Origin of the sequence: Legionella steigerwaltii, from assembly GCF_001468065.1 — a bacterium.
Classification (GTDB): domain Bacteria; phylum Pseudomonadota; class Gammaproteobacteria; order Legionellales; family Legionellaceae; genus Legionella; species Legionella steigerwaltii.
In genome coordinates this window covers 18,019-39,572 of the sequence record NZ_LNYZ01000023.1, presented here as the reverse complement: position 1 = coordinate 39,572, position 21,554 = coordinate 18,019, and the positions used below count along the sequence as shown (strand labels likewise).

The following is a 21,554-nucleotide window of genomic DNA, read 5'->3' as shown; positions in this document are numbered from 1 at the left end:
TGGGAGTCCAGGCTACAACTCGATTTATTGATAGTCATTAATTGTAAGAAATATCATAACGAGTCAAATCTTCTTTAAAAAGCTTCTCGGATTCTTTATCTGTAAGAGCGAAAGGCGAAGACCAAAATGATACTTTATTGGTGGGTTTAGGCTTAGCGTGAATAATTAAAATTTTATTTTTTAATCCTCCATCCTCTTTGGGTAACGCATGGGCTTTCCGACTCTCAGAGGGAGGATTGGCAAATGTCTCTGGAGGAAAAAATCGTGTAGAATAAAGATCAAACCAACCTTGATCATATTTGTAAAAATTCTCAGGAGTACGACAAGAAGAAAGCTGGTTTGTTGATATAAAAGCATCTTCAGCCTTTACCCAATAAAATTTTCCCCATTGGCAAACTATGAAACATTGCTCTTGATTCTTATTAATAAAATATCCTGCAACAACTAATGCATGTTCTCGATTACTGGACAGCTGAGCGGGCTCACCTTCTTTATCTACATCATAAAAAATAATTGGAGCTTCACCTTTGCTGATTGATGTTACAATTCTATTTACATAATACTTCATGTTCTCTTCGGTATAAATCGTATAATTATCATACCCATTATCTTCAGCAATCGATGCTAGAGTCTTTGCACTGTATACTTCTCCAACTTGAGAGCCGTATTTTTCTTTGGCAAGTTGTCGTAGGGAAAAAGAGTGCTCTCCCTTGTTTTTTCTAATTGGAAGAGGTGTAGGCATGCCATAGGCATTACTTAATGAATTTAGCACCATGCTTAAAGCGTTTAATTTGCAAATTTGTCCTCGTTGAGTTTGAGGAGTTATTGGCAATCCAAGTTTATAGAAGTAGCCTGAATTATTTTTAAGTACTTGTTCCTCTATAAACTGAGAAAAATCGGTAATTAGGGGCATGATCCTTTGGACTCAAAAATAAAGAATTTTTTCATCCATTTACTAAAATGTCAATAATTTGTATTAATTGTTGACTAAAGTTCATCATATGTTAGATTTTAGATCATAAAATTGATTAAGTATTTTCTAAATCACAGGTCAATGAGACAGGGAGTGAAAGGATGAAGGTCGGTGAGTTTAAAGAAAAAATTGATGAAGTTAGAAGAAATGTTGATTCATTAAAAGCTCCTGTAGAGGCTATAGACCTTGTCACTCAATTATCCAAACTATTTGAGCCGCTTGAGGACCAGATTGATGTTCGTCCTGATATGATACCTCCAGTAAAAGAACTCATTAATCAATTCTGGAGTCGGGTTATTCATACTATTCCTTGGGATCAAAGTGACCAATGGCATACCGCTGCGTTTGTGATGCCTTGGCTTGCTTTACAACGATTCTTGGGGAAAGCACGTTTGTTGGAAGCCGATTTTCATTATTCTATTTTGTATGAATCATTGGCGGTCCCGGGTAATCCATTAAGGATTACGATGCTTATGCCATTATTTATTTGTGCGAGTCGAATGCTTAGTTATGCTGCGGTCGAAGAACTCGAAAACTATCCTTTTTTAAAATTAAAACAGAAAATTGTTGCGAATAAACGACAAGAAATTGAAAAGCTCAAAGACATAATTTTTTTGTTGAGGTCAATTTTTTATTTAATGTATAAGCATTGCACTTTGGAACAAATCGCTTTAATGCCTTCATTGATATATTTTCGTTACCCTACAACAGATGAGGAGCGACGCTCCGAATTAGCAATTTTTAATTGGCTTACCAAACACCCTATTGAGTGTACTAAATTTTTCAATACTTATGATGATTACATCAATATGCACTCAATTGAAGAAATTGATGCTTTGGGTAATGTGGCTAATTTATTACCTACTGGATGTACTGGACGTAAAAACTTTCTTAGGGCTACGAATGAGAGTCGTTGGATTTATCTTTTTATTCATCAAGTCAGGAATAATCCAGATTTTTTAGAAGACAAAGATGCTGCAATAGAAGAAACACTTCGTTTATTAAGGCAGGATTTTAATGAGCAAAAAAATAAATCCTTAACTGCGGTTTGGGATTTTACCCTCTCAGTTAAAATGTTCGAACGGGTGCTGTCAGCCGAAGAGGCAAAAATTGTCCATTCAGCAATTTATGCATTTTGCATGGAAAAATATATGGAACAGTTTGACTTGGGTGACGACCATCCCCAAAGCTCTTTTTTGCATTCCGAATGGGAATCATGGAAATGTCAAGCAGCAGAAAAAAGAAAATTAGCAGCAGTTTATGGCAAATCTGTAAAATTAGGTTTTTTTGAAACTTTAGCTGCCAACCAGGGCCGTTTGAAAAAATTAATTGATTTTCTTGAAGAGAGTAGAACATCTGATTTAGAAAATTATAAGACTTATCGATTAAATATACCCCTAAAAAATTGATTCATGCTGATTTTAATTTTTTGAATTGGGGGTTACTAGAATCTTTTCCCATAAATTTCAGGATATCAGTTTGAAATAATTACTTTATGTAAAAATTATTCTATTTGAAAATTTGCTTTTCCATTTTGTGTAACATATATTTATTATTAACTTATGTACCTTAAAATCATTTTAAGTTATTAAGAAAAGGAGTTCTTATGCGTGCCATCAATAAGCTTTCCCTAGCAACAATGTTAGGTGTTTTGGCAGTATCACCCAGTATCTATGCCGCAGATGCACCTGATATTTCCGGATCATATAAATGCTCATATCACGATCCATTTACCACTCCCAATGATGGGACAGAAACTGTAGTGTTCAAGAAAAATGGGGATGTTTATAAGGTTTCAGGTATCCCTACGGGAAGTGTGTTTCCATATTATATTGGTAAGGGAATATTCAATAAAAATGTTCCTAATGCGATTGGTTATATTTTTTGGCAGCCCAAATCTCCAACTGTAACAACAGTCCAAATTTTCACAATTAAACCTGATGGCTCTTTGGATGGTGTTTTTGCAGAAAGTAACAAGGATAAGGGTGGTACTGAAACGTGCACCAAAGTGACGCAATAATAGAATTTGCTCGTATAAAAGGTGATTATGAGAAAAGGAATTTATTATGAAAACTGTGATTAAGAATGTTTATTTAGTTACTGCATTGTCCTTATCAACGTTAACAGCTTATGCAGATGACACGAGTAGCAATTCCAATACGACAAGTAATGCAGGTAATTCAACAAGTAATACGAGTACCTCAACAAGCAATACCGGTACGGCAACAAATAATAACAGTACTTCTTCCATTTTGGGAAATTATCAATGCCAACGCACTGATGCCTCAAATAATACGGTCTCTTATCCTATGACAATAACAAAAACAGGCGACACTTTTACTTTCGAGTGGGATAGTGGTACAGGTGATCCGGTTCTTTATGGTACAGGTGTGATGCATCCAAATTTAACTAATGTTATTTCTGCTTCATTTTGGGATCCTAGAAAACCAGACACAATAGGTATTCAAATGATTCAAGTTAAACCCGATGGTTCATTGCAATCCAATTGGGTATCGCAAGCAGACAACCAACTTGGAACAGAAACTTGCACTAGAGGCAAATAAAAGCACATACTAGATTTTATGATCTCATAAAAGAAAAGGGTTACTTTCAAAGTAACCCTTTTCTTTTTTTTAGGTTATTGATCATCAAGAGGTTCATAATTGATTTTTCATTTTATAAAACATAATAGCAAGTGGTTCTTTGAGAAAATAACGTGATAGATATTTGTGTTTGGTCCAACATATGCTTTTTACAGCCGGCGAGCTGACTACATCCAGTCCAAATTTTTGCGCCACTAAAATAGCCCTGGGAGCATGAAAAGGTTCTGTCACTAAAATGATCGTTTTTAATTGATGTGTTTGGAATAATTGCTTAGAAAGAAGAAGATTTTCATAGGTAGTAGTTGAAGAAGATTCGAGCAGGATGTCTTCGCCAGGCACTCCTAATGATAGGGCAATTTCTTTCATTGTTTGTGCTTCATTTATTCCATCTTCCCTATTGTTACCCCCTGAAAAAAGAAGCTTGGGTGCATAGTGAGCCTTATATAAATCAACTGCATGCTTAACGCGAGCTACAAGGCATGGGTTGTATGAGTTATCACAATAAGCTTTTGTACCGAGCACCAAAATAACATCTGCTCGTTTTTTCTCATCGCTCTCGGCAGTTTTACTGACATAAACAGCCAAAAATAAATAAATAACAAGTAGTGAAAACAAAATAACAATACTTATTTGCATGAATAGTTTCATGAATCGCTCAATAATGGTTGCAGTTTTTATAGAAGAGTATTTCAGCAGATCAGTTTATATGGGTTTGAATAGCATGAATAGAAGATAAGAAAAAAATCGTAAACATACCCCGTGAACGGTCAATGGCGTCAACTTAAGAGATATGGATAGACACGTAGCCTGGGTGAAGGTAAAGCCGTAACCCGGGATCAAAACTATATGCAGAGACCAGATCCTGGGTTACGCTATCGCTTCACCCAGGCTACAATGTTCTCTTAAGTTGCAGCCATTGCGTGAACGGTTACAAAAAATCTTATTGGGCCACATTGGCCCAATGAAGAAAGTTGTCTTTCTATAATCAGTAATGTTGATGATATCTAGGATTCGGTACTCCATTATTTTCTATTACAACGTAGTCTCTTGGTGGTGTCCATCGATGAGCGTTTTTCCATCTTGAATGATGATGGTGGTGACGGAAGAATTTGAACCGTGGATAATCATCATGTGAATGATAAAAAGCAAAAGCTGTAGTGGAAAATAAAGTAGCTGCGCCTAACACCCCACACAGCACTAATTTTTTAATCATCTGATTTCCCCTCTTAGATTGTTATATGGGGTTAGTTTAAATAATGAATGTAACAGAGATATAACAAGATACATTATAATTGTAACAAAGTTGTTACAAAGATTAGACATAGTCTGGCAGCTTGTAGCCAGGGTATTTGTTACCCTAGGTCCCTTCTCTAAACACCTTGGCCCAATCTGCTATGCATAAGATTTTTTAACATCTAGGGACTCTTGTGACGTTGTGATTCAATATCCGCTACCTTTTTATTTAAATCAATTTCTTCATTTGACACCCTAGGGGTAACACAGTTTGCTATCCCTTTCGCTAACAAATGGACAGCACAGGGACTAAAACAAGCCATAACAATGATTGTGGCAGGGATTGTAGTGAGGAATGTAAATGTTACTGAAGAGGATGCGCCACTTGCACGCAAAATGTAATAGGTACTAAGATGTATTCCACCACCTAAAGCAGCCATAGTTAAACTGGCACATTTTCTATAGCAATTGTTTTCCTCAAGATGAGAAGAAAAATTGTCAACTTTCCTTTTTCGTTTCCTGTCATTGGATCTATAAATTTCCTCATGCTCTTTAACTAGCTTCTGTACAGGGGGATTAACGTATTGATTTTCTATTTCATGAGGCAATGTTTTATTATTGTACAAAGTAAAGAAAAGATGAGGGTTCGTTTTATTAATTACTTGTGCGGCTAGGGTAATTAATTTAGGAATTTTTCTGGGTTGAGGTGGTTTTTTTTCTGCTTCAAGCATTTATTGACCTTTTCTTATTTGTTAGAATCTCATTATATAACAATAAGTTAATGTGTCATTATTTTACTCAGAAATTTTAATAAAAACATGATGTTTCCAGTCAATCCAGTCACATCATTGGATTTGGAATAAAGTTTGAGGATAAAAATGAGGAATTTCTTTCTTGGGATGCTCTATATGGTACAAGGGCTTCATCATCTTTTTACTCCTGGATTGAAGCGCTTTATTCTGTTTCCTATAGCAATTAATTTTATAATGTTTGCGGGTTTGTTTTATCTTATCTATCACTATTTGCTTCCTTATACTTATTACTATCTTGATAAATTGCCCTCCTGGTTAAGTTTTCTTAGCAGCATTTTTTTTGTTATTTTTATACTGAGTTTTTTCTTAATGTTTTTGTCTCTTTTTACTGTATGTTTTAATCTAATTGCTGCTCCTTTTAATGGTTTATTAGCTGAAAAAACACAAAATTTGCTTTTTGGTAGTGCAATTCCTTCCTTATCATTTTATAAAATTGTGCTTAGAAGTATAAAGCGTCAAGCTGAGTTTCTTGGCTATTTTTTGCCCCGTTTTTTAGTTATGGGTATTTTATTTTTTGTGCCTCTTCTACAACCGATTTATCCAATCTTATGGTTTGTCTTCAATGCGTGGGTGCTTAGTATGCAATACCAGGATTTTGCTATGGATAATAATCTTATTCGCTTCAAAGAAATGCGTAAGAAAGTTGCCAATAATAAAATGCTTTCACTCGGGTTTGGTTTTTCTATAAATTTGGCCAGCTTTATACCCATCTTAAATATATTAACTATGCCTGCAGCGGTTATAGCAAGCACGATTCTTTACTGCAAATTGAATAAATATTCGCTGCAGCCTAGTTCAAAACGTATCCCAAAAATTTGAATTCGAACTCGGGGACGGTCCGGGACGGACCCCGGCAGGAAGTGTTCAAATTGTTAATTATTTTTTCAGGGGGTCCGTCCCGGACCGTCCCCCAAATTAATAAGCTTGAACAACAATTTTCCCTACTGCTTTTCCTGATTCCAGTAAGGCATGAGCTTTCTCAATGTTCTCGAAATAAAACAGATGCGGATCAATAAGCGGTTTTAAATGCCCCTCATCTGCTAATTGCGCAATTTCCTTTAAAATTTTACCATGGCGTTCACGTTGTTTGTTGTGCAATAAAGGCAATAACATGAAAACAGCATGTAAACTCGCTGATTTGGCATGTAAAGGCGAAAGATCATGCTTGGAGGTAGCCTGAATACTGATAACGTTCCCATAAGCGGCAACAGCCGCTAATGATTTATCAAGATTTTCTCCACCAATCGTATCAAATACCACATCGAATCCCGCGTCTTTAGTCCATCGATAAACATAATCTTGAACTGATTCAATCCGGTAGTTAATTGTCTCTTTAGCACCTAGTGATTTTGCTATGTCTCCTTTATCTGAAGAAGATACAGTAGTATATACTTCAGCTCCTGCCCATTTGGCCAACTGAATTGCAATATGACCAACTCCCCCAGTCCCTGCATGAATTAATACTTTTTGTCCCGATTTAATTTTAACCTTTTCAAATAATGCTTCCCAAGCAGTGATTGCGACTAGGGGTAATGCAGCAGCCTCTACCATGCTCAATTCTTTGGGTTTTTTCGCAATGAGCTGAGCGTCAGCAAGCATAAACTCAGCTAAAGCGCCGCTTTCATTGAGAAAGCCGCCAGCACATCCATAAACTTCGTCACCAACAGAAAATTCAACAACATTGTCACCAACTTCCTCAATAATGCCTGCTACATCACTATGCAGGATTGCTGGGAATGGGGGAGCGATATGGCTGTATTTTCCAGACCGAACTTTACAGTCAACAGGATTTACGCTAGTTGCTACAACTCGAATGAGCACATAGCCGGGTTTAATTTGAGGTTTGGGGAGTTCAATCGTTTTAAAGACTGAAGAATCACCAAAAGATGATATCGCTTGTGCTTTCATGGCGTCCTCCTAACTTGATGCAGCAGATATTTTTATTAAAAATTATAAAGAGGGTAAAATTTACCTTCAAAAATAATATTTTAGAAAAATCACAGAGTAATTACCAGAACTGATGAGCAGGTCTTTTCTCAAATTATTAGTACAGCGCAACAGATTGTATGTTTTTTGAACTAAAACTACACTTATGGTATTCATTGCACACCGAGTTTATGATGAATGAAATTAAAAAAAGGATGAAAAATATGTGGCGGACCAGATTGGCTGAACAAATTGGTTTAAAATTTCCGCTTATTCAAGCACCTATGGCAGGTGGAGCCACTACCCCGGAATTAGTTGCTGCAGTATGTAATGCGGGTGGTCTAGGTTCATTAGGTGCTGGATACATGAATCCCCCTGAAATACGCGAGGCCCTAAGAAAAATTCGTGAATTAACGAATAAACCTTTTGCTGTTAATCTTTTTATTCCTGGGAAATATCATGCCACAACCGCTCAAATTCAGAAATCATGTAATGATATTGAACAATCCTGTTATGAATTAAATATAGAAATTGAAGCACTCACGGAGCCTTATGCGCCATCGTTTGAAGAACAAATAAACGTCCTCATTGAAGAAAAAATCCCTGTATTTAGTTTTGTATTTGGTGTGTTGGATTCAGAGTGGGTATCGAAATTTAAAAAAAATGATACTGTTTTAATTGGTACAGCGACAACTCTGGCAGAAGCTCGTGTACTTGTAGAAAGTGGTATTGATGCACTTGTTGCTCAAGGAAGTGAAGCAGGAGGGCATAGAGGAACTTTTATTGGTAACGAGGAAGATGGTTTAGTTGGTTTGTTTAGTCTTGTACCGCAATTAGTGGATCAAATAAAAATCCCTATTATTGCAGCGGGCGGAATTATGGATGGAAGAGGGATCATTGCTGCGCTTGATTTAGGCGCTGAAGGCCTACAAATGGGAACTGCATTTCTCAGTTGTTTTGAGACGGGGATTCCTGATGTTTATAAACATGCTTTACTGAGCCAGCAGCAAGATAATACGATACTTACACGCGCTTTTTCTGGAAAATTAGCACGAGGAATACGTAATCAGTTTATTGAGCGAATGGATAAAAAGAAAACCAATATTTTGGACTATCCTATTCAAAATGCTTTAACAACCAAGATGAGAAAAAAAGCAAAGGAGAAAAACAACATTGATTTTATGTCCATGTGGGCAGGACAATCTGCTCAATTATGTAGAAGTACATCTGCTAGTGAATTAATAAGCACTTTGGTGCTTGAGGCAGAGGCATTGCGCTCTAGTAAATAACACTAATCCGCTGCTCTTATTTTTCCAACAAGATAATTATGAAAACTCAAGCTACCTCTGCAACGTCCCGCGGCTTGTCCCTGAGAGCTGGTCACAAAATAAATACATAACCTTATGCTTTATAATGTATTTATACTTTATGCCTACGTACCGGTACGTAGGGAGTTTTTCATTGATTAAATTTTGTGGGGGTCTCTCAGGGCTTGTCCGCGGGATCCAGGAGATCGGCGCTAAAATACGAGACCCCGCGAACAAGTCGTGGGGAGGGTAGGCAGAGATGCGATCAAGAGACAGTTGCTTGCAGCCACGATCTAGATGTGAATGAACGATATTATTTTAAATTGTAAAGTCGGATATGATTTCTTTGCTATCTTCCAACACTAAAACATTATCAGACTGAACCTCTATTAAAATAGGACCATCAGTGAGTAACCCTTTGAATACCATCGAAGTAGATTGATATTTTCCATTCTGGATATCAGCAAGTCTATTCAGCAGCTCTTTGTATTTGGCTGGTCCTAAATTATAGAGCTTGCTAGCTTGAGAGTTTTGTTCCATAGATTTAATAAAAATTTCTTCTACTGCCCATAAAGGCTTTTTTTCTCCTAATGCTTTATCAGCCTTTTGCAAGCACCAGAAAAGATAATCAAGTCTATCCCCATCTTGGATGGGTTTCGCATATTGTTTATTCTGACTCTCTTTTAAGCTTATTAGTATTTTTGCCATAGTTATTCCTATATATCTGCTGTTATCCATTTTAGTGAGTAATGTTGTCAACAAAAAACACAATACAATTCTTTGCGAGCCAATCAGGACTGTTTATTGCCTTTGCTTCAAAAAAAATAGTAATGTGATCAATATGTTATCTTAATAAATAAAAAATGGAAGCCTGTTTGGACAAATTAGCTTGCTTTACACATAAAGAAAAAAAACCTAAGCAAATATAAAATAGACTATAAATATATAAAGAGAGCCCTAGTTTTGAATCAACGCTTTTGGGTATCAAAATATTAAAAGGATAGGCGGCTATGTTAAAACACCATAATCGTTACCAATATTCCCCAATTATAGATAGACCGATATTTGATTGGCCCAACAGTAGGCGTTTAGCTTTTTATATTGGTCTTAATTTAGAACATTTTTCTTTTGGTGAAGGTTTAGGAGCGGAGTTAGCACCCGGGCCAAGACCACATCCTGATGTTTTAAATTACACTTGGCGTGATTATGGCAACCGCGTGGGCATCTGGTATTTACTGGAATTATTTAATCAACTGAATTTACCAATAGCTTTGCTGGTTAATACATCAATATATGATTACTGTCCGCAAGTAGTTACTGCTTTTCGTCAACGAAATGATGAAATCGTTGCACATGGTCATTCTAATTCCGTTCGACAAGGTACTTTAAGTAAGTCGGATGAAGAAATAATGATTCTAGAGGTAACCAGGACAATCACAAAAGAAGAAGGAAAACCTCCCAAAGGTTGGTTAGGTCCTTGGATCTCAGAAAGTCTTGATACACCCGATTTATTGCACAAAGCAGGATATGAATATATCCTCGATTGGGCACATGATGATCAACCCACTTGGCTTAAAACAGAAAGCGGAAAAATTTTATCGATTCCTTATTCACAAGAAATCGATGACATTCCAGCTATTGTCCCTAACCGATTAAGTGCCTCAGAATTTGCCGATATGATGATAGACCATTTTGATGAAATGCTCGAACAGTCTAAATTAAGACCACTAGTTTTTGGGGTTGCCCTTCATCCTTATATCATTGGTCAACCTTTTCGTTTAAAGCATTTGCGACGCGCTTTAACCTATATTGAAAAACATCGTGATCAAATCTGGATAACTTATCCCGGAGCTATTGCAGGACATTATAGAAATCTTTTTCCCTAATCATTTCATAGAGGCAATCATTCTGTGTTGTTATGGAGAGATTTTTAAAAGATCATTATAAAATCAACTTTTAATCAAAGAAGTAGAGTAAAATAACGCACCTCATGCGTCGCCAAAAAAGGGTATTTCAGCGAAATGAAAAAGTTGTGTTTTAATTTAATCATTGTAATAGGATTCAATTCATTTATTACAGCAGCTTATGCAACTTCATATCAAAGAACAATAGACCTTGCCTATGACAATCCAGCATTGTTAAAAACCGTGAACAAAAGTGAAGTCCTTCTTGGTGATAGCTATATTTACGGTATATTCCAATTTGTTGGAAAATTGGGGGCATTGACGGGCTCTGCTACGAGTCGACAACACTACAATTATCCATATGGAAGAATTGCCTTTCGAATTAATCCGAAAATTGTTGCAGGAGTGGACATCACGCATTTGGAATACGCAAATATAGTGTTTCCACTGAATTCAATTGTTAGCAAGTTACTCACTGCCACAATTATTAAATCAATAGATGTTGTACCAAAAGTTAGTTACCAGTTAACAAGACAAATCGCACTTGGGGGCGCATTAAATATTGACAATACTTATGACCTTCAAGTGAATAATATTGTTCCTCCTTTTGGTAATTTGGTGAATAAAGCAGCTGATAGGGGTGCCATTGGCTGGGGAGTCGGTGCAACATATGCTCCATCCTCGACTACGAATCTGGAGTTAAGTTATTTTTCTAAAATAATGCATCATGTGACGGGTACAAGTACCTGGGGACCTTTTGAAAATAATCATTATAAACTTAATTATCCTTTACCTGCCTTAGCAAGCCTGGGTATCTCTAAGTCTCTTGGTTCTAAATGGTTGCTAAAAGCAATGATTAGATATCAATGGTATGAAGCTTTTCAAGCTTTAGTATTACAGAATACAGCATTAGGACAAACACTTAACCTTCCTCAAGGTTATCGCAATACTTGGGTAGGCTTAGCAAGTGCTCACTATCAGGTGGATGAGAAATGGGGTGTATTGGTGGGGAGCGAATATAATACCGATCCCCAGCCCTTACTTTACAGGAGTGTAGGACTTGCTGGATATAGTGCTACTGCTTTGATTGGTGGCATTGATTATGCCTTCACTAAGGAGTTCTCTGCCAAATTAACCTATGCTCATATCATTTCTTTTCCGCCACTTGATAAAGTGACACGAGTAGGACTTTTAACTGGAAAAGAATTTATTCAAGTCAACAACTTCGATTTGTTATTTATTTGGCGTATTTAGGCAAACAACATTTTCGTTTTTTCATTTATTTTCAATTACTCTACAGTAATCAATGTCGATAATTCTCGTAATGCAATAAAGAAAATAGTGTAATCAATACTGGAGCTGCTCAATAGCATTTCCAATAACTTTTCCCAACGCTGCTGAATAAATCTGTTTTTTGCGAACCAATAGGCAATCAGTTCGTCTGATTCCAATTTTTTTTGGTCATTAATTAAAATGACAATAGTTAAGCGACGTTGCAAGTTATCCAGTTCGTCACGTAAAGACAACCGTGCCAGACTGTTCCAATGACCTTCGCGAGAATCACTACCAATTTGATCACGGAACCAGACCAAACTAAATGTACTGCCTACTTTAAAGTAAACTTCAGCTGTTCTTCCGAGGTCAAATTTATTTTGTGTTGCGACTTCTACCACATTTAATACGGTATACATCGCACGAGTTGCAGCAATTTTTTTGGCTGCTTCTTCGGATAAACCAATTCCCACAAATTGTGAAACAATCTTGTCAAGATATTCTTTGGTGACACCCGCCATTAAATCGGGAATTGATTTTTCAAGCTTGCTTATCGATTGACTATAATGTGCAATATTGTTTGCAATTCCGCCTTCAAGACGTCGATGATGTAAAAACCAACGAGTTGCCAAGTTCATTAATTGTCTGACGTGGTGAAGTAACTCATATTGAGTTTGTACTGTGACCTTATAGTTCAGTGAATCAATTAATTGATGTACATCATCTATTTGGTACGCTTTTGAAGCAATAATATAGGCCCGCGCAATATCAGCTACCGATTGTCCCGTTTCTATTTGCATGCGGTACATAAAGGTGATACCCATGCTATTAACGATTTGATTACTGAGTTGGGTCGCGATAATTTCACGACGTAATCGATGTGTTTGCATTGAATTGGCATACGATTTTATCAGTAGTGAAGGAAATCCAGTATTGAGTATGATTGCAAAATAGGGATCATCGGGTAAATCAGATTTTAATAACTCCCCGGTGATATAAATTTTTGTATAAGCCATGATTATAGACAATTCAGGGCGCGTCAGTCCCTGGCCTGCCGCTTTGCGCTCCAAAAGATGTTTTTCATCAGGAAGAAATTCAACACTTCTATCCAGATGGACTATGCTTTCCAATTCCTTAATATAAGTCTGATATAAACCACTATAGGTTAGAGAGTTCATGGCAGAAAAGCCCAAAACCAGTGCTTGGTTGTAATTATCTTGTAAAACAAGCTGGGCAACTTCCTCTGTCATTTTTGTCAATAATTGATTTCGTTTTTTCTCAGTAAGTTTTCCTTGTTGCATTTCCTTATTGAGCAGAATTTTGATATTCACTTCATGGTCAGAGCAACTTACGCCTGCTGAGTTATCAATTGAATCGGTATTAATCAGACCACCTGTTAGAGCATATTCAACTCTTCCAAGCTGAGTAAATCCAAGATTGCCACCTTCACCTACAATTTTGCAACGCAATTCATTGCCGTTAATACGACAAAACTCATTGGTCTTGTCACCAACATCCGCATGCGATTCAGTTGATGCTTTAACATAAGTACCAATACCTCCATTAAATAATAAATCAACGGGTGCTTTTAAGATTTCCCGAATCAATTCGTTGGGAGTTAGTGAATCCGCAGCAATAGCAAGCGCTTTTTTTACTTCAGGAGTGATGGTAATGGATTTGCTTGAGCGCTTATAAATGCCACCACCTTTGGAAATTAATTTAGGATTGAAATCCTCCCATGATGAGGTGGGCAAATTAAATAAGCGTTGTCGCTCTTCAAATGATTTGCGTCCATCAGGCTTAGGATCAAGAAATATGTGGCGATGATCAAATGCTGCGAGCAAAAGACCGTGGGGGGTATAAGTGAGTCCGTTGCCGAATACATCACCACTCATATCTCCGATACCCACAACGGTAAAATCCTGCTGCTCGATATTGACATCTAACTCGCGAAAATGACGTTTAATCGATTCCCACGCGCCACGCGCGGTAATTCCAATTTTTTTATGATCATAGCCCGCAGATCCACCTGAAGCAAAGGCGTCTCCAAGCCAGAACTTGAATTCTTTAGAAATCGCATTAGCAATATCAGAAAAGGTTGCTGTTCCTTTATCTGCTGCGACAACAAGATAAGGATCGGCATCATCGTAACACACGGTCTTAGGGGGGGGGACAACGCGGTCATTTTCATAATTGTCAGTAAGATCAAGTAAGCCTCTGATAAATGATTGATAGCAATGAATGACTTCTTGTTTGAGCTGTTCACGATCCAACATGCTGATTGATTTTTTTAAAATAAAACCTCCTTTGGCTCCAGAAGGTACAATCACTGAATTTTTTACTTTTTGAGCTTTCATAAGGCCAAGAACCTCTGTACGGAAATCTTCTGGTCGGTCAGACCAGCGAATACCGCCACGTGCTACTTTGGCACTGCGCAAATGTATGCCTTCAAACTCTGTTGAATAAACAAAAATTTCATACAGGGGCTGTCCTGGAGGTAAGTCAGGTACTTTGGATGTATGCAGTTTAAATGATAAATAGTTTTTAGGCTTGCCATGGGCGTCTAACTGAAAATAATTTGTGCGAAGTGTTGCTTTGATTAAAGACCAGAAATACCGGATGATATGGTCTTCATCAAGGCTAGTGATCGCATCAATATCGGCTTGAATTTCAAGTTCTAAAGCTGCCATTTTGTTTTTACTTGCAGTATTTTGTTTTAAACTAAATTTTAAATAGAAAAGTTGAATCAATTTTTTGGCAATCTCAGCATATGCCGCAATCGTTTTTTCTATATACTGTTGGCTAAAGCGAAAACCAATTTGTTGCATGTATTTGGCATAAGCACGAATGATGGCTATTTCTCGCCAGGATAATCCTGCTCCTAAGACCAGTTCATTGAAGCCGTCATTTTCACACACTCCAACATGTATTTTGATCAAGGCTTCATTAAAAATGCTTTTTACTTGGTCCAGAGTGAGCAAATTGGAATGAGCATAGGATACATTAAAATCACCAATCCAAATAAATTGATTGGGATCAATGGAGATTTTATAGGGCCGCTCGGTATAAGTCCTTAATCCCATGTTTTCAATCATAGGTAAGATGTCGGATAAGGGAATCGAACTGCCATATCGAAACAGTTTAATATGTAATGGATATTCTCCACGAGGTGATTCATAAAAAACAATCGCTAATGGGTTCTCTGGTGATAGATTATCAATTTGTAAGAGATCACCTATCGCTTCCTCAACAGTATGTTGCTCACAATAACTCATTGACAATGCAGGGAGATATTTTTTAGCAAATTGGTTCCCTTTTTTGGCTCCTAACTGCTTTATTAGTGCTTGATGCAACTGATCTTTCCATGAGTTTTCCATATTAAATCTCACAAAGGTTCAGTGTTATTATTCAATAAGTATAGGTCATTAAATAGATTGCATATATTAAATAGCTTTTGCTCGTTCCAACCGGGAATAATTTGTTAAGATTTTGTTAACATTGTACTGATAAAATACAATATGAGTCTTTCCTTTTGGGGGGCATTTTTTATAAGAAATTAGTTTGAGAAAAACTAAAGGATGGTAAAGAAATGAATTTTTATAACAATCTAGAGTCTTTTGTTTTTGCCTATGAACTTGGTTCTTTCTCTAAAGCGGCCAAAAAACTAAATATCACCCAATCTGCAGTCTCCCTTCATATTAAGCAATTAGAAAATTATCTTGGGGAAGGGCTTTTTGAAAGAGGTTCCCAAAGTATTATACCCACTCACGCGGCTAAAAGGCTTTTTACGTTAATAGCAGAACCTTTTGATAAAATTAGAGGGGTTCTCGACAATTTCTCAAAATATACAAATTCAATGCGTGGTGAGATACAAATAAGCTGTATCAATGAATTTGCTGAAAATTTATTAATAAAATCAATTGGCTTATGTCTTGAGCATGAAATTAAACTAAAAATTAATTACATACCTAAGGATTTAGAAATTATTAATGAATTACAAAATAATACCATTGATTTTGGTGTGACTTCGCTTAAATATGACCATCCTAATCTTGAGTTTATTAAGTTATTTGATGATGAACTTGTGTTTATTGGAACTGCGCGCTGGGCAAAACATATAGATAAATCGAGTGAATTGGCTTTTAATAAAAGCCTTAAATCCATGCGCTGGATTGGCTATGAGGATACGATGCCTTTTATTAAAAGGTATGTTGAACTTGCGTTAGATATATCTCCTAATTCCATTGAGCCTTCTCTTACGTTTACTGATGTAAACGGAATAATTCGGTCGGTAATAAATGGTTATGGAGTAGCCTGTTTGCCCAAGTTTTATTTATTACCTTATTTAGAAAATAAATCGATTGTTCAGCTGCATCATCCAGAAGTATCTCCTCAGTATACTCTTTATTTAGTCTATAGAACTAAAAGTATGTTGCATAAGCGTATGAGTTTTTTTAAAAATCTTGTTATTAAATCAGTGTCATGAGGCGTTAAATACACTTTACGATAGATTAGATCGTTTCTCGAAAAGTCCAAAATTTATGACCCAGATAACTTGTAAATACTGGGGAAGCTAACCCAAATAGATGTGCTATTTCTCGAGTGTATGATTGAATACCCAGAGCTGGCAAAACATAATAGGCAAGCAATAAACTAATAACCCAAGTTTGCAGCATCCCAATTAAATTTACCAAAATAAAAAAAATAATGGAACGTGTAACAGTTTGCTGGCTTTTCTTAAATACAAAGAGTTTGACAAGAATAAAAGCAACAACCATCCCTGTAATATACGCTAAGAGAATGGATGTTGAAAAACTGAATGAATAGTTATAGATGATTCTGCTACAGAAATTTACTGTGAATGCTATTGTTCCTACAATCAAAAAAACAATAAATTGTTTTGATTTAAAATGATGAATCACAAAGCAGTCTCTCTTCAGTTTACAAAAAATCAGGATTTATTTAAGCGCTCTCCAAATTTTCTTTCCTATCCAATAAACAACCAAGCAGATGCAAATCCATAATAAAAGTAATGGTAAAAAATACACAAAGAATTCAATCAAACCGTAAGTAAAATTGCGAAGCTGATCGACTAAAGCATGATAGGAATCAATAAACGTTTCTGTAATCTTCCATTGTTTTTGTTGTTCTGTTTGAATTATTGGATTCATATTCAAACTAATGTTGATTAATGAATAAGCCACCGATTCTTTGTAATATTTTATCTGTCCTTGGAGTACATCGATTTGTCCTTGTATCTCGTTTAATTGTTTGAACACACTAAGAACATCTGATGTTTTTGTTGCGCTGGCCATAATTTTTGATAATTGTTCTTTGGCGGTTTGTAAGTTACTGAGTTGACTTTGTAAGTCGACAAATTGTTGGGTAATGTCTTCGCCCGTTATCGATTCTTGTACGACTTGTGTGGCAAGTGATTTCAAGGCACTTAATGCATTATTTAAACCTTTGGCAGGTACTCTTATACTAATATTCGCAGTGGTATTTCCTGCGATATTGTTATCTTGAGTTAAATTGGAGCTTACTACATAGCCTCCGGAATTTTCTGCTAATTGAGCGATTTTTTCCATTGCCGAATTAATGTTATCGACTTGCAAGGAAATATCCGCATTGCGAATAATCATACCCCGCATTACGTTGTCTGGTGCTTGGCTTGTATTTGACTGGTTTTGAATACGTGCCATTGCAATGGAACCGGGAGCGCTAGCGTAATTAGGGGCTCCAACTACTGCTTGCATTGGTGCAGGGCTTCCCCCATACATCGTAGTTCCAGTTCTACCAAACCATTCGGAGATAAAAAATAATATGGCAAGTGTGCCGATAAACGCTAAAAAATAAAGGATGATTTTCTTCATTATTCTTCTGCTCTACACAATAGCTCATGTTAAAGTGTGGCAAAGGTTTCTTAAATTGTAAAATAAATACACTAAACATTTAAATAGCGTAATGAAGAATTTTTTAATATCAAGGGATTACGTTATCAGTTCTGATAACATCACCTCATTATTGGCGCTGGTCACAAAAAGCGACGCATACTTTATGTTCCCTGACTTCACCTCCACAGGCTGAATAACATGCTCTATAGGTCGACTCACATCGACAAGAATTATTGCAGCTGCTGCTTCGATCAAAATCATTTACTGTTTTATTGATAGGCAAACCCATTCTTTTTTGTTCTTCTTTATAGTGCTTGTATTCAAACATAGCGTTTTGCTGAGCTCTCATACGGCAGTTTTCATTGTCTACCCGACAACTTTGTTCGCAATCATTTTTACCTTGAATACATTGGGCGGTACACATTTTCGCTACATCCGATTGCGGCGGAACAAAACTGTATTCTGTATTATAAATAGGACCACAGGCGATCAACATGCTCGCTAGAACCAAAATAGAAAAAATGAAGAATTGTTTTAGCATATGATCCTCTTTTTTATGAATTACGTAGATGTAATAGTTTTGGTTTTGTGGCCATGATGCATGTAGATAAATGTCACGAAAACAAACTGGGCTTAGTTTAGTAACACTTAGTTGAAAAATCAAGCAGATCTATCTGCAGTTATTCCAACAAACTAAAGACTTGAAAAAGATCTTATTACGTTTATTATTTTGATATATAATTAACCAATTTGTGATCATCCCTATGGTCATACATTCAATAATCATTTTAATTTAGAACAACATCCATGGACATCTCGTTTTTATTTGGCTTTTTAACTGGTTCTCTTGCTACTGCTCTAGGTGGGTGGCAAGTACAAAAATTCATGAATAATAGAAAGAATGTTGCAACCATAAAGAAGAAAAAAATATTGGATTTAGATCGACTTTTTCATGATTTTCCTCATTTTATGAGCATTATTAAAAATGATGTTAATAATCCGAGCTATAAAAGCGTAAGGGAGTTTTTTGTCGTTGATAAAGATGCAATATTGAATTCGCCTGTTCCTCGATTTCGATATGAATTGTCTACAGAGATTCTTCCGGCCTTGGATAGATTAGAAGAATTGGGTTATATTGAAAAATTAAAAAATAATTGCCTGCACTATAAAATTGAAGAAGAGTTTATAATGCAACTCCAATCAATAGCTATCACTGCAAAAGAATAAAAAAATTATATTTGCTCCTGGGAAACCTGGCAATAATGCTTATGCTGGTGCCGCGCTTATTCTGATGTTAGAGCATATTAGAATCACAAGTAATCCTGAAGCAGTCAAATTAGAATTGGCATGATTCACAATAATTATCTTTGCATCTGATAGAATCTGTTTACAGTTCTACTATCTTGGCCAAAAATGGCGAATTGTAAACAGGTCTGGTAAAAAAAGAATATCCTGCCAGTTTTTCGTGTTGGTTTTTATTAATCTTCATGATACAACTCCCCATAGCTCCCACTAGGTATTTCTGTTTCGGGAGCATCAGATTCAAACAAAAGGATTGTGTTCATGATGAGAAAAGCGGTCTTTAGTCTTTCGCTTCTATTGAGCGTAATAAGTTCCCCTTTATTTGCAAAGGAAAAAATTAAAAATTCTGAACTACAAAATAATGAGTGTGTCGAAACGATTGAATCGCGTGTTAGCGATGGTGGTTTATTTTTGGATCAATGCCATATACATGATCGTGATGTCCCGCAAATTCTTGCCTTTCTCAATGAGCATCCAGAAATTACCCGCTTGAGTATATCTGATAACCAGATTGGCTACCAAGGTGCAGAATTGCTCTCTATCAACACTCGTGTTCGTTATCTTTTTCTTACTGGAAATCGCATCGGATCACTAGGGGCTGAGGCATTAGCAAAAAATACCTCGTTGATCTATCTTCTTTTAGGTGAAAATCATATTGGTCCCTACGGAGCAGAAGCTTTAGCAAATAATACCACCCTGATTTTTCTTTCTTTGGATGGCAACCCTATAGGCACTTCTGGTGCAAAAGCATTAGCGAAAAATAAGACACTAACCCATCTTTCCCTAAGAAAAAGTCAAATTGGTGTGGACGGGGCGAAAGCATTGTTTGCCAACGAAACACTGAAAAGTTTATATCTAAGTAATAACCGTTTAGGTAATGAGGGTATAGAGTTCATTGATAGAAACAAATCCATCAATTTTATTGATTTGGAGGACAATAATATTGATAAGGATGGGATTAAGTTCATAGCAAGGAAACCCAATTTGCTTTACCTCAATCTTGATAATAACCCTTTGCAAAATGAAGGTGCAGCTGTTTTAGCTCAAGCGAATATGCTGGAGTGGTTATCAATTTCTGGGTGTCGTGTGGGTATAGAAGGTGCCCAAGCTTTGTCTGAACTGAATCATCTTACTATGCTGAATATCGACAATAATTTAATTGGTGATGAAGGTATTAGTGCTTTGGCAAAAATGGGCTCTCTGAATAACTTATATGCGAATAATAATCTTATTGGTGACGAGGGAGCAAAAACCTTGGCCAATATGATACAGTTGCAAAATTTGAGTTTGAGTCATAACCATATTGGAGATAACGGTGCTTTAGCCTTAGCTGAAACCACGACGCTCTATACTTTAGATGTAGGTTTTAATCAAATCAGTGCAATTGGTGTACAAGCGTTAAAAGGTAATGAGGTACTGGTCTATTTGAATATTCAAGGTAATCCTGGGACTGAATAGCCTTCGACAGTGCACATGATCGAAGGCCATTGGAGAAATTTGACTTTGAACTAAATACTTACTTTAAATTTCATAAAACAAATGAAGTTTCCTTTTCTGATGAATTGGCTGGTTTATGTTGTTCCAATCTTTGCTGCGGTTCCTTGTTTCCAAAAAAGAGAATATTAGGTGGAGTGATGTTTTTTGTTCTTCTATCTCTTTTTTCTCTAAGGACGAGAATGAGTTTATATCTTCCTTATCACCTAGGTTTTCTCGAGCATATTTCTCAAAAGTGCTGCGTTCAATGAAATGCCACCTTAAAAAACGACCACTAAGATCTGTTTCACTAAGCCTAAATGAGTCAGATATGGGAAGGTCAATGCATAAAAAGTGAGGGAGTGCAAACTGCAATGAGTGAAAGGATGCACGAAACTCAACGGAATTGGCAGTTAGAGCAATTAACTCATTGTTTTCTGTGAACCAGGCTACTCCTGAAGTAATACATTCAGCACTATAAAAATCTTTTGCTTCTTCTCCTTCTACTGCTAAATGTGCATAAGCAGGAATATTATTCCCTGGAGCAGAACGTCCGTATGGACCAAAAACCAGTTCATTTTGTGTCGTTAATAGAAACTTCACGATTTTTAAATTTTCTAAATCTGTAGTCAGACCACTTCTAGAACAATTAGAATCATTAAGCAAATCAACCAGTTCGCTGGTGTTCCTGACAATCCATTTAGGCGTCTCTATTTTAAAATGAGGAGGCTCATTCAAAAGATTCAGAGGAAGAAAATCAGGTTTTATAGGTTTAAAAATACCCAATATTTTCCCATTTTGGTCGTTTTTAAATCCAGAAGCAGCTTTTTCCGTATGTAGCATATTTGTTCTCCA

20 protein-coding genes are annotated in these 21,554 nt (G+C 36.4%); 10 read left to right on the top strand and 10 right to left on the bottom strand.

All coding sequences use genetic code 11. The features are described 5' to 3' along the window. Positions 1 to 37: 37 nt before the first annotated feature. On the bottom strand, positions 38 to 913 hold the full coding sequence (locus Lstg_RS12830) for a hypothetical protein (RefSeq protein ID WP_238585429.1): 876 nt from the start codon (positions 911 to 913) through the stop codon (positions 38 to 40). Between the two features lie 161 nt (positions 914 to 1,074). On the opposite strand from Lstg_RS12830, the gene Lstg_RS12825 reads away from it, so the two are divergent. From Lstg_RS12825 to Lstg_RS12815, 3 genes are all read left to right on the top strand, one after another. Next, positions 1,075 to 2,382, top strand: a complete 1,308-nt coding sequence (locus tag Lstg_RS12825) for a hypothetical protein (RefSeq protein WP_058478085.1) — start codon at positions 1,075 to 1,077, stop codon at positions 2,380 to 2,382. Between the two features lie 197 nt (positions 2,383 to 2,579). Beyond that, on the top strand, positions 2,580 to 2,993 hold the full coding sequence (locus Lstg_RS12820) for a hypothetical protein (protein WP_058478084.1): 414 nt from the start codon (positions 2,580 to 2,582) through the stop codon (positions 2,991 to 2,993). 46 nt (positions 2,994 to 3,039) lie between these two features. Then, complete coding sequence (locus tag Lstg_RS12815; protein ID WP_058478083.1) at positions 3,040 to 3,537, top strand: hypothetical protein; 498 nt, start codon at positions 3,040 to 3,042, stop codon at positions 3,535 to 3,537. A 93-nt stretch (positions 3,538 to 3,630) separates the two neighbouring features. Here the strand turns inward: Lstg_RS12815 and Lstg_RS12810 are convergent, their stop codons facing one another. Continuing rightward, positions 3,631 to 4,224, bottom strand: coding sequence for a YdcF family protein (locus Lstg_RS12810; protein WP_058478082.1), 594 nt, complete (start codon positions 4,222 to 4,224; stop codon positions 3,631 to 3,633). Positions 4,225 to 4,991: 767 nt separating this feature from the next. Next, positions 4,992 to 5,540, bottom strand: coding sequence for a hypothetical protein (locus Lstg_RS12805; RefSeq protein ID WP_058478081.1), 549 nt, complete (start codon positions 5,538 to 5,540; stop codon positions 4,992 to 4,994). A 147-nt stretch (positions 5,541 to 5,687) separates the two neighbouring features. Between Lstg_RS12805 and cysZ the strand changes: the two genes are divergently transcribed. Beyond that, complete coding sequence (gene cysZ / locus Lstg_RS12800; RefSeq protein ID WP_058478080.1) at positions 5,688 to 6,440, top strand: sulfate transporter CysZ; 753 nt, start codon at positions 5,688 to 5,690, stop codon at positions 6,438 to 6,440. A gap of 96 nt (positions 6,441 to 6,536) precedes the next feature. Here cysZ and Lstg_RS12795 read toward each other — a convergent pair whose 3' ends face one another. After that, positions 6,537 to 7,529, bottom strand: coding sequence for a zinc-dependent alcohol dehydrogenase family protein (locus Lstg_RS12795; protein ID WP_058478079.1), 993 nt, complete (start codon positions 7,527 to 7,529; stop codon positions 6,537 to 6,539). Between the two features lie 242 nt (positions 7,530 to 7,771). On the opposite strand from Lstg_RS12795, the gene Lstg_RS12790 reads away from it, so the two are divergent. Beyond that, positions 7,772 to 8,836 (top strand): NAD(P)H-dependent flavin oxidoreductase, encoded by a 1,065-nt coding sequence (locus Lstg_RS12790; protein ID WP_058478078.1) that lies wholly within the window; start codon positions 7,772 to 7,774, stop codon positions 8,834 to 8,836. Positions 8,837 to 9,172: 336 nt separating this feature from the next. Here Lstg_RS12790 and Lstg_RS12785 read toward each other — a convergent pair whose 3' ends face one another. Then, entirely contained in the window at positions 9,173 to 9,562 is a 390-nt protein-coding gene (locus Lstg_RS12785; protein WP_058478077.1) for a hypothetical protein, read from the bottom strand. A 302-nt stretch (positions 9,563 to 9,864) separates the two neighbouring features. On the opposite strand from Lstg_RS12785, the gene Lstg_RS12780 reads away from it, so the two are divergent. Both Lstg_RS12780 and Lstg_RS12775 read left to right on the top strand, forming a co-directional pair. Beyond that, a complete protein-coding gene (locus Lstg_RS12780) occupies positions 9,865 to 10,740 on the top strand; it encodes a polysaccharide deacetylase family protein (RefSeq protein ID WP_058478076.1) in 876 nt (291 codons plus the stop codon). A gap of 135 nt (positions 10,741 to 10,875) precedes the next feature. Next, positions 10,876 to 12,012, top strand: coding sequence for an OmpP1/FadL family transporter (locus Lstg_RS12775; RefSeq protein WP_058478075.1), 1,137 nt, complete (start codon positions 10,876 to 10,878; stop codon positions 12,010 to 12,012). Between the two features lie 35 nt (positions 12,013 to 12,047). On the opposite strand, the gene Lstg_RS12770 is transcribed toward Lstg_RS12775, so the two are convergent. Next, a complete protein-coding gene (locus Lstg_RS12770; protein WP_058478074.1) occupies positions 12,048 to 15,407 on the bottom strand; it encodes an NAD-glutamate dehydrogenase in 3,360 nt (1,119 codons plus the stop codon). Between the two features lie 212 nt (positions 15,408 to 15,619). On the opposite strand from Lstg_RS12770, the gene Lstg_RS12765 reads away from it, so the two are divergent. Further along, positions 15,620 to 16,516, top strand: a complete 897-nt coding sequence (locus tag Lstg_RS12765) for a LysR family transcriptional regulator (protein WP_058478073.1) — start codon at positions 15,620 to 15,622, stop codon at positions 16,514 to 16,516. A 25-nt stretch (positions 16,517 to 16,541) separates the two neighbouring features. Here Lstg_RS12765 and Lstg_RS12760 read toward each other — a convergent pair whose 3' ends face one another. From Lstg_RS12760 to Lstg_RS12750, 3 genes are all read right to left on the bottom strand, one after another. Further along, the gene (locus Lstg_RS12760; protein WP_058478072.1) at positions 16,542 to 16,952 is read right to left on the bottom strand and encodes a GtrA family protein; all 411 of its coding nucleotides are present in this window, start codon (positions 16,950 to 16,952) and stop codon (positions 16,542 to 16,544) included. Between the two features lie 36 nt (positions 16,953 to 16,988). Next, the gene (locus Lstg_RS12755) at positions 16,989 to 17,903 is read right to left on the bottom strand and encodes a DUF4349 domain-containing protein (protein ID WP_058478071.1); all 915 of its coding nucleotides are present in this window, start codon (positions 17,901 to 17,903) and stop codon (positions 16,989 to 16,991) included. 148 nt (positions 17,904 to 18,051) lie between these two features. Further along, positions 18,052 to 18,465 (bottom strand): hypothetical protein, encoded by a 414-nt coding sequence (locus Lstg_RS12750; RefSeq protein ID WP_058478070.1) that lies wholly within the window; start codon positions 18,463 to 18,465, stop codon positions 18,052 to 18,054. Positions 18,466 to 18,731: 266 nt separating this feature from the next. On the opposite strand from Lstg_RS12750, the gene Lstg_RS12745 reads away from it, so the two are divergent. Then, entirely contained in the window at positions 18,732 to 19,151 is a 420-nt protein-coding gene (locus Lstg_RS12745) for a hypothetical protein (RefSeq protein WP_058478069.1), read from the top strand. A gap of 336 nt (positions 19,152 to 19,487) precedes the next feature. After that, complete coding sequence (locus Lstg_RS12740; RefSeq protein WP_058478068.1) at positions 19,488 to 20,684, top strand: leucine-rich repeat domain-containing protein; 1,197 nt, start codon at positions 19,488 to 19,490, stop codon at positions 20,682 to 20,684. Positions 20,685 to 20,747: 63 nt separating this feature from the next. Here Lstg_RS12740 and Lstg_RS12735 read toward each other — a convergent pair whose 3' ends face one another. Beyond that, entirely contained in the window at positions 20,748 to 21,542 is a 795-nt protein-coding gene (locus tag Lstg_RS12735) for a hypothetical protein (protein ID WP_058478067.1), read from the bottom strand. Positions 21,543 to 21,554 lie beyond the last annotated feature (12 nt).

Coding starts and splice junctions, on each gene's coding strand:
- Lstg_RS12830 (WP_238585429.1), bottom strand. CDS start 913: ATGCCCCTAATTACCGATTTTTCTCAGTTTATAGAGGAACAAGTACTT.
- Lstg_RS12825 (WP_058478085.1), top strand. CDS start 1,075: ATGAAGGTCGGTGAGTTTAAAGAAAAAATTGATGAAGTTAGAAGAAAT.
- Lstg_RS12820 (WP_058478084.1), top strand. CDS start 2,580: ATGCGTGCCATCAATAAGCTTTCCCTAGCAACAATGTTAGGTGTTTTG.
- Lstg_RS12815 (WP_058478083.1), top strand. CDS start 3,040: ATGAAAACTGTGATTAAGAATGTTTATTTAGTTACTGCATTGTCCTTA.
- Lstg_RS12810 (WP_058478082.1), bottom strand. CDS start 4,224: ATGAAACTATTCATGCAAATAAGTATTGTTATTTTGTTTTCACTACTT.
- Lstg_RS12805 (WP_058478081.1), bottom strand. CDS start 5,540: ATGCTTGAAGCAGAAAAAAAACCACCTCAACCCAGAAAAATTCCTAAA.
- cysZ (WP_058478080.1), top strand. CDS start 5,688: ATGAGGAATTTCTTTCTTGGGATGCTCTATATGGTACAAGGGCTTCAT.
- Lstg_RS12795 (WP_058478079.1), bottom strand. CDS start 7,529: ATGAAAGCACAAGCGATATCATCTTTTGGTGATTCTTCAGTCTTTAAA.
- Lstg_RS12790 (WP_058478078.1), top strand. CDS start 7,772: ATGTGGCGGACCAGATTGGCTGAACAAATTGGTTTAAAATTTCCGCTT.
- Lstg_RS12785 (WP_058478077.1), bottom strand. CDS start 9,562: ATGGCAAAAATACTAATAAGCTTAAAAGAGAGTCAGAATAAACAATAT.
- Lstg_RS12780 (WP_058478076.1), top strand. CDS start 9,865: ATGTTAAAACACCATAATCGTTACCAATATTCCCCAATTATAGATAGA.
- Lstg_RS12775 (WP_058478075.1), top strand. CDS start 10,876: ATGAAAAAGTTGTGTTTTAATTTAATCATTGTAATAGGATTCAATTCA.
- Lstg_RS12770 (WP_058478074.1), bottom strand. CDS start 15,407: ATGGAAAACTCATGGAAAGATCAGTTGCATCAAGCACTAATAAAGCAG.
- Lstg_RS12765 (WP_058478073.1), top strand. CDS start 15,620: ATGAATTTTTATAACAATCTAGAGTCTTTTGTTTTTGCCTATGAACTT.
- Lstg_RS12755 (WP_058478071.1), bottom strand. CDS start 17,903: ATGAAGAAAATCATCCTTTATTTTTTAGCGTTTATCGGCACACTTGCC.
- Lstg_RS12750 (WP_058478070.1), bottom strand. CDS start 18,465: ATGCTAAAACAATTCTTCATTTTTTCTATTTTGGTTCTAGCGAGCATG.
- Lstg_RS12745 (WP_058478069.1), top strand. CDS start 18,732: ATGGACATCTCGTTTTTATTTGGCTTTTTAACTGGTTCTCTTGCTACT.
- Lstg_RS12740 (WP_058478068.1), top strand. CDS start 19,488: ATGATGAGAAAAGCGGTCTTTAGTCTTTCGCTTCTATTGAGCGTAATA.
- Lstg_RS12735 (WP_058478067.1), bottom strand. CDS start 21,542: ATGCTACATACGGAAAAAGCTGCTTCTGGATTTAAAAACGACCAAAAT.